Annotated in this window: 5 protein-coding genes; 2 read left to right on the top strand and 3 right to left on the bottom strand. The window is 70.5% G+C overall.

All coding sequences use genetic code 11. From position 1 onward, the window contains the following. Together dnaK and tpiA are read right to left on the bottom strand one after the other, a co-directional pair. On the bottom strand, positions 1-1683 hold a 1683-nt coding region (dnaK, locus tag C464_RS07135; protein ID WP_193366014.1), incomplete at its 3' end, for a molecular chaperone DnaK. A 239-nt stretch (positions 1684-1922) separates the two neighbouring features. Continuing rightward, the gene (gene tpiA / locus C464_RS07130; RefSeq protein ID WP_006112960.1) at positions 1923-2567 is read right to left on the bottom strand and encodes a triose-phosphate isomerase; all 645 of its coding nucleotides are present in this window, start codon (positions 2565-2567) and stop codon (positions 1923-1925) included. A gap of 150 nt (positions 2568-2717) precedes the next feature. Here tpiA and C464_RS07125 point away from each other — a divergent pair, with 150 nt between their 5' ends. Beyond that, the gene (locus tag C464_RS07125) at positions 2718-3497 is read left to right on the top strand and encodes a DICT sensory domain-containing protein (RefSeq protein WP_006112959.1); all 780 of its coding nucleotides are present in this window, start codon (positions 2718-2720) and stop codon (positions 3495-3497) included. A 45-nt stretch (positions 3498-3542) separates the two neighbouring features. On the opposite strand, the gene C464_RS07120 is transcribed toward C464_RS07125, so the two are convergent. Continuing rightward, positions 3543-4070: a multiprotein bridging factor aMBF1 gene (locus C464_RS07120; RefSeq protein WP_006112958.1), complete on the bottom strand. Its 528-nt coding sequence runs from the start codon at positions 4068-4070 to the stop codon at positions 3543-3545. A 122-nt stretch (positions 4071-4192) separates the two neighbouring features. Between C464_RS07120 and aroA the strand changes: the two genes are divergently transcribed. Further along, positions 4193-5581 carry a 3-phosphoshikimate 1-carboxyvinyltransferase gene (aroA, locus tag C464_RS07115; protein WP_006112957.1) on the top strand — a complete coding sequence of 463 codons (1389 nt, stop codon included), beginning with the start codon at positions 4193-4195 and terminating at the stop codon, positions 5579-5581. Positions 5582-6000: the final 419 nt, after the last annotated feature.

Genomic DNA, 6000 nt, shown 5'->3' with positions numbered 1-6000 from the left:
GATGTGTATAAGAGACAGGTCCTCGTCTTCGAGCACGTCCTCGACGTCCTCGATGGCCGCCTCGATGTCGGCGACGAGCTCGTCGTCGTCGAGCTCCTCCTCGTTCTCTTCGAGGAGGGTCTCGGCGCGCTGGATCGTCGTCTCGGCCTCGTTGCGGGCCTCGATCCGCTCGCGGCGGGCCTCGTCCTCCTCGGCGTGCTTCTCGGCCTCCTCTTGCATCTGGTCGATCTCCTCGTCGGAGAGGCCGACACCCCCCTCGATGGTGATCGACTCGGCGTTACCCGAGCCCTGATCCTCGGCCTCGACGTTGACGATGCCGTTCTCGTCGATGTTGAACGAGACCTCGATCTGCGGGGTTCCGGCCGGCGCCGGCGGGATGCCGGAGAGCTGGAACGCGCCGAGCAGCTCGTTCTCCTCGGCGATCTCGCGTTCGCCCTGGAAGACGCGGACGTTGACGGAGGTCTGGTTGTCCGCGGCCGTGGTGAACACCTTCGACTCCTCGGTCGGGATGGTGGTGTTCTTCTCGATGAGCCGCTCGAAGAGGCCGCCCTTCACCTCGATGCCGAGCGAGAGCGGGGTCACGTCGAGGAGGACGATGTCGTCGACGTCGCCGGAGAGCACGCCGCCCTGGACCGCCGCGCCGAGCGCAACCGCCTCGTCGGGGTTGACGTTCTTCTTCGGCTCCTGGCCGACGAGCTCCTCGACCTTCTCCTGGACCTGCGGCATCCGGGTGGAGCCGCCGACGAGGATGACCTCGTCGATGTCCGACTTCGCGTAGTCGGCGTCGGCGAGCGCCTGCTCGGTCGGCTCGACGGTGCGGTCGATGAGGTTGGTCGTGAGGTTCTCGAACGTCGCGCGGGTGACGGACTGTTCGAGGTGGACCGGCCCGCTGTCGGTCGCGGTGATGAACGGGAGGTTGACCGTCGTCTCCTTCTTGCTCGACAGTTCGATCTTCGCCTCCTCGGCGGCGTCCTTCAGGCGCTGGAGCGCCTGCCGGTCGTCACGGAGGTCGATCCCGTGGTCGTTCTGGAACTCGTCGGCGAGGTGGTCGATGAGCGCCTCGTCCCAGTCGTCGCCGCCGAGGTCGTTGTCGCCGTTGGTGGCGACGACCTCGTAGACGCCGCCGCCGAGGTCGAGGACCGACACGTCGAACGTGCCGCCGCCGAGGTCGTACACGAGGACGGTCTGGTCGGACTCGTCGTCGAGGCCGTACGCCATGGAGGCGGCCGTCGGCTCGTTGACGATGCGCTCGACGTCGAAGCCGGCGATCTCGCCGGCGTCCTTCGTCGCCTGACGCTGCTTGTCGTTGAAGTACGCGGGGACGGTGATGACCGCCTTCTCGACGTCGTCGCCGAGGTACTCCTCGGCGTCGCGTTTGATCTTCTGGAGGATCATCGCCGAGACCTGCTCCGGGGTGTACTCCTCGTCGCCGATGTCGACGGTGTAGTCGTCCTCGCCCATGTGCCGCTTGATCGACTGGATCGTGCGGTCGGGGTTCTGGACGGCCTGGTTCTTCGCCGGCTTGCCGACGAGACGCTCGTCGTCGTCGGCGAAGGCGACGACCGAGGGCGTCGTCCGGTCGCCCTCGGCGTTGGCGATGATCTCGGGCTCGTCGCCCTCCATCACCGCGAACGCGGAGTTGGTGGTACCGAGGTCGATACCGAGAATTTTGTTGCTCGCCATCTTGGTCACAGATAGCGGCTTGTTTCGGTTAAAGGTTACTAGACGCCGCGATCTGTCCGGGAGAAGAAAGTCGCCGCCGTCGTGCGGTTTCTCGATCGTGTGAGTCGCTCACATCGATGTTTTTATACCGACCCGCAATCGCAGCGGCGGTTCGAGATCGAGGATGCGGTTCGATCGTCGCGGGCACGCGGACGTGGGTCGTCCCCGCTAGGCAGAGACGGACCGTCGAGGTCGCTCGCTCAGAGCCCGGAGACGAGGTCCTCGAGCACGGCCTCGGGGTCGTCGGCCTTCGCGACGCCGGAGGCCAGCAGGACGCCGGCCGCACCGAGGTCGCCGGCGGCCGCGACGTCCTCACCGGTCGAGACGCCCGCGCCGCAGAACAAGTCGACGTCGTCGTCGACCGCCTCTGCGGCCGCGACCGCGTCCTCGACGATCCCGGGGTCGGCGGTCGCGACGGAGACATCGCCGCCGATGAGCGCCGGCGGCTCGACGGCGACCGCGTCCGGGCCGAGGGCGGCGGCGGCACCGATCTGCGCGGGGTTGTTCCCGCAGACGATCGTCTCCAAGCCGGCACGCTCGGCGGCCCGGACGGAGCCGTCGATGTCGGCGAGCTTCAGGCGCTTCTCCGAGTGGTTGACGAGCGTCCCCTCCGCCCCGTTATCGGCCGCGGCCTCGGCGAGCGTCGAGCCCGTGTGCGAGCCGTGTTCGTTCGGCGAGACGTGCTGCGCCCACGTCTCGGCGCCCGTCTCGGCGACGCGAGCGAGGTCCGCCGCCTGCGGGGAGACGGCGATGCGCGCGCCGGACGCCTCGGCCACGTCGCGGGCCGCGGTCGCTACCTCGATCGGATCGCACGGGTACGCCTTGAGGTTCACTAGGATGAACATACGCGCACTCGGGCGGCGCGGCGCAAATATGTTCGTGCTTCGCGCCGCGTCCCGCGTCGAGGTTCGCGGCACCGCCCGGGTCCCGAGGCGGGCTCGCGGCCCGGAGAGCAGAAACGACCTTATACCCCGCTGTTGTGGGTCCGGCAAGGGATGTCCCTCATCGAGCTCATCGCCGGCGTGGAAGCCCACGAGGCCACGCTGACCGTGTTCAACACAGATCCGGCGGTTACGGAGGAGCTCCGGGAGTACTTCGCCGACCGCAACGTCCGGATCGTCGACGACCAGACCGCCTCCGGCCCGGAGGAGTTCGCCGTCCTGGCGCGGGACGGCGAGTTCGTCACGGGCGTGACCGTCGACGAACTGCTGCCGGGGCGGGGCGACGACGGAGAGGACGCGTCGCCCGAGGAGAGCGACGAGTCGGAGGCCGGGCGGAGAGGCGGCAGGCGCGTCGGAAGCCCGGTGCTGGACCACCTCGACGAGACGATGTTCACCTCCTACTCCCGCGAGGACATGGTCGCCGCCTCGAGGGAGATCGAGGACCGCGCGTGGCGGGTCGGCGACGGCGAACTCCACGCGGGGTTCCAGACGCTCGACGTCCTCACCGGCGAGGCGGACACCTACGACCTGCTCGGCGAGAAGGACCGGCTCGACGTCCACGCGTATGCCGCCGCCGAGGGCGACGCGCCGGACGTCGGCACCTACACCGTCCACGTCGGCGAGACCGCCGAGATCCGCGAGACGTGGTTCGTCGCGTACGACGGGGGCGGCTACGAGGACGCCAAGTGCGCGCTGCTCGCCGAGGAGCGCGCGCCCGGCGAGTTCTACGGGTTCTGGAGCTACGACCCCGAGACCGTCGACTACATCATCGACTACCTCACCGAGCGGTACGGCGGATCGGAGCAGACGGACGACGGCGGCGCGACCGTCTGACGGCCGGCGAGACGGCGGAGTGCGGGGACGGACGGCTCTTCCGGCTCAGTCCTTCCGCTTGACGACGTCGCCGAGCGTCATCGTGCCCGCGTCGTTGGTCTCCCAGTCGGCGTCGTCGGTCGACTGTCCCTCGACCAGCGAGATGTCGAGCGCGCGTTCGAGCTTGCGCTGGACCTCGTCGGTCGGGAGCGTGTCGCCGCGCTCGAGCTTGCGGATGAGGCTCGCCTTCTCGTTGAGCTGGTCGGCCAGTTCCTCCTGACTCAGCCCCCGCGACTCGCGGGCCTCGCGGATCTGCTCGTCGTAGTCGGTGGCGATCTCGTCCATGTCGTCGAACATGTCCCGGGGGCGGCTCGAACCGCCCGAGGAGCCGCCGGACCCGGAGGAGCCGGACGACGAGGACGACTTCCCGGTGCTGGAGCTGGTGGAGTACTTGCCGCCGCCGGAGCTCGTCGACTCGTCGCGGACCTCGGTGCCGAAGTCCGTACACGAGCTACAGAGCTCCAGTTCGGCGCCTTCGACCTTCGTCGTCGTCAGCGAGGACTCCTCGGCGCCGCACATCTCACACTGGGGCATACGCGACGGTAACGCTCCCGGTGGTATAAAGGGTGTGCCGCGACGCTGCGAGGCCCGTCGAGCCGCGGTCGCAATCGTGCCGCGGTCGGTACCGACTTGTCGCCGCGGCCGGCAGGGGGCGTATGGATGTCCACGTCACGCGCTCGACGCTCCGAGGGACCGCCCGCGCGCCGCCGTCGAAGAGCTACACCCACCGCGCGCTGCTCGCGGCGGGTTACAGCGACGGCGCGACCGTCGAATCGCCGCTGGTCTCCGCCGACACGCGGGCGACCGCCCGGGCCGTCGGCGCGTTCGGCGGGTCGGTCGCGCCCGCCGACGACGGCGCGGCGGCGGCCGACGGAGCCGACCCCGACCTCGCAGACGCCGACGCGCTGGCGGTCGAGGGGTTCGGCGGCCGGCCCGCGGTCCCGGACGACGTGATCGACTGTGCGAACTCGGGGACGACGATGCGGCTCGTCACCGCCGCGGCCGCGCTCGCCGACGGGACGACGGTGCTCACCGGCGACGGCTCGCTCCGCTCGCGGCCGCAGGGCCCGCTGCTCGACGCGCTCGGCGACCTCGGCGTCCGCGCCGAATCCACGCGGTCGAACGGGCGGGCCCCGCTCGTCGTCGCCGGCCCGCTCGCCGGCGGTGAAGTCGCGATCCCGGGCGACGTCTCCTCGCAGTACGTCACCGCGCTGCTGATGGCCGGCGCGGTCACCGACGAGGGGGTCGAGGTCGACCTCACGACGCCGCTCAAGTCCGCGCCGTACGTCGACATCACGCTCGAACTGCTCGCCGACTTCGGCGTCGAGGCGACCCCGGTCGACGGGACGGGCGACCCGCTCGATGGGGCCGCGGGTGCCGCGGGCTTCGCCGTTCCCGGCGGCCAGACGTACGCCCCGAGCGACGGGACGTACGCGGTCCCGGGCGACTTCTCCTCCATCTCGTACCTGCTCGGCGCGGGCGCGGTCGCGGCCGCCCCCGGCGAGTCGCTCCGGATCGAGGGCGCGCGACCGAGCGCGCAGGGCGACGCCGCGATCGTCGATATCGTCGAGCGCATGGGCGCGCCCGTGGAGTGGGACCGGGAGGCCGGCGAGATCGCGGTCGAACGCGCCGCCCTCTCCGGCGTGACCGTCGACGTGGGCGACACGCCCGACCTGCTCCCGACGATCGCCGCGCTCGGCGCGGTCGCCGACGGCGAGACGCGGATCGAGAACTGCGAACACGTCCGCTACAAGGAGACGGACCGCGTTTCCGCGATGGCCGAGGAACTGGAGGCCATGGGCGCTGCGACGACCGAGGAGCCGGATGTGCTCACGATCCACGGGTCGGAGAGCGACCTGCGCGGCGCGACCGTCGACGGCCGCGGCGACCACCGGATCGTGATGGCGCTGTCTATCGCCGCGCTCGACGCGGAGGGGACGACGACGGTCCGGGGCGCGGAGCACGTCGACGTCTCGTTCCCCGGCTTCTTCGACGCGATGGCCGACCTCGGGATGGACGTGGAGCGCGACGAAGCGGGCGAGTAACGACCGGGAGCTAGATTGAAGTACAGTGGCGCGTGCCGACGAGCGCCCACAGGGCGCGAGTCGCACGCGCGAGGTCGCCGGCGCGTAGCGCCGGCTGCCAGAGGGACCACTGGTCCCTCGCTGGACGCGGTGAGCGCTCGAAGAGCGCGAACCGCGAGGCTGGGGAGGTGTGAGGCTGCGGTGCGGGGTGGTAGAGGTGGGACTCGAAGGGGCAGTCGCGAGGGCTCGCGCGCCTTGTTGCGCGCCTCACTCGGTCGCTGGCGCTCCCTCGTTGCGGTGCTTACTGCGGCGTGCTTCGCCCTCGCGACTGGGGCTTTGGCGGTGTTCGGCGTACCGAGAGCCATTTATACGCGAGCGGCTGGGGCTTTGGCGGTGTTCGCCACCGGCCGTCGGCAGTATTTTGCCCGGCAGCGTCGACG

The organism is Halorubrum coriense DSM 10284, assembly GCF_000337035.1.
GTDB lineage: Archaea > Halobacteriota > Halobacteria > Halobacteriales > Haloferacaceae > Halorubrum > Halorubrum coriense.
This window is presented reverse-complemented; position numbering and strand designations above follow the sequence as displayed.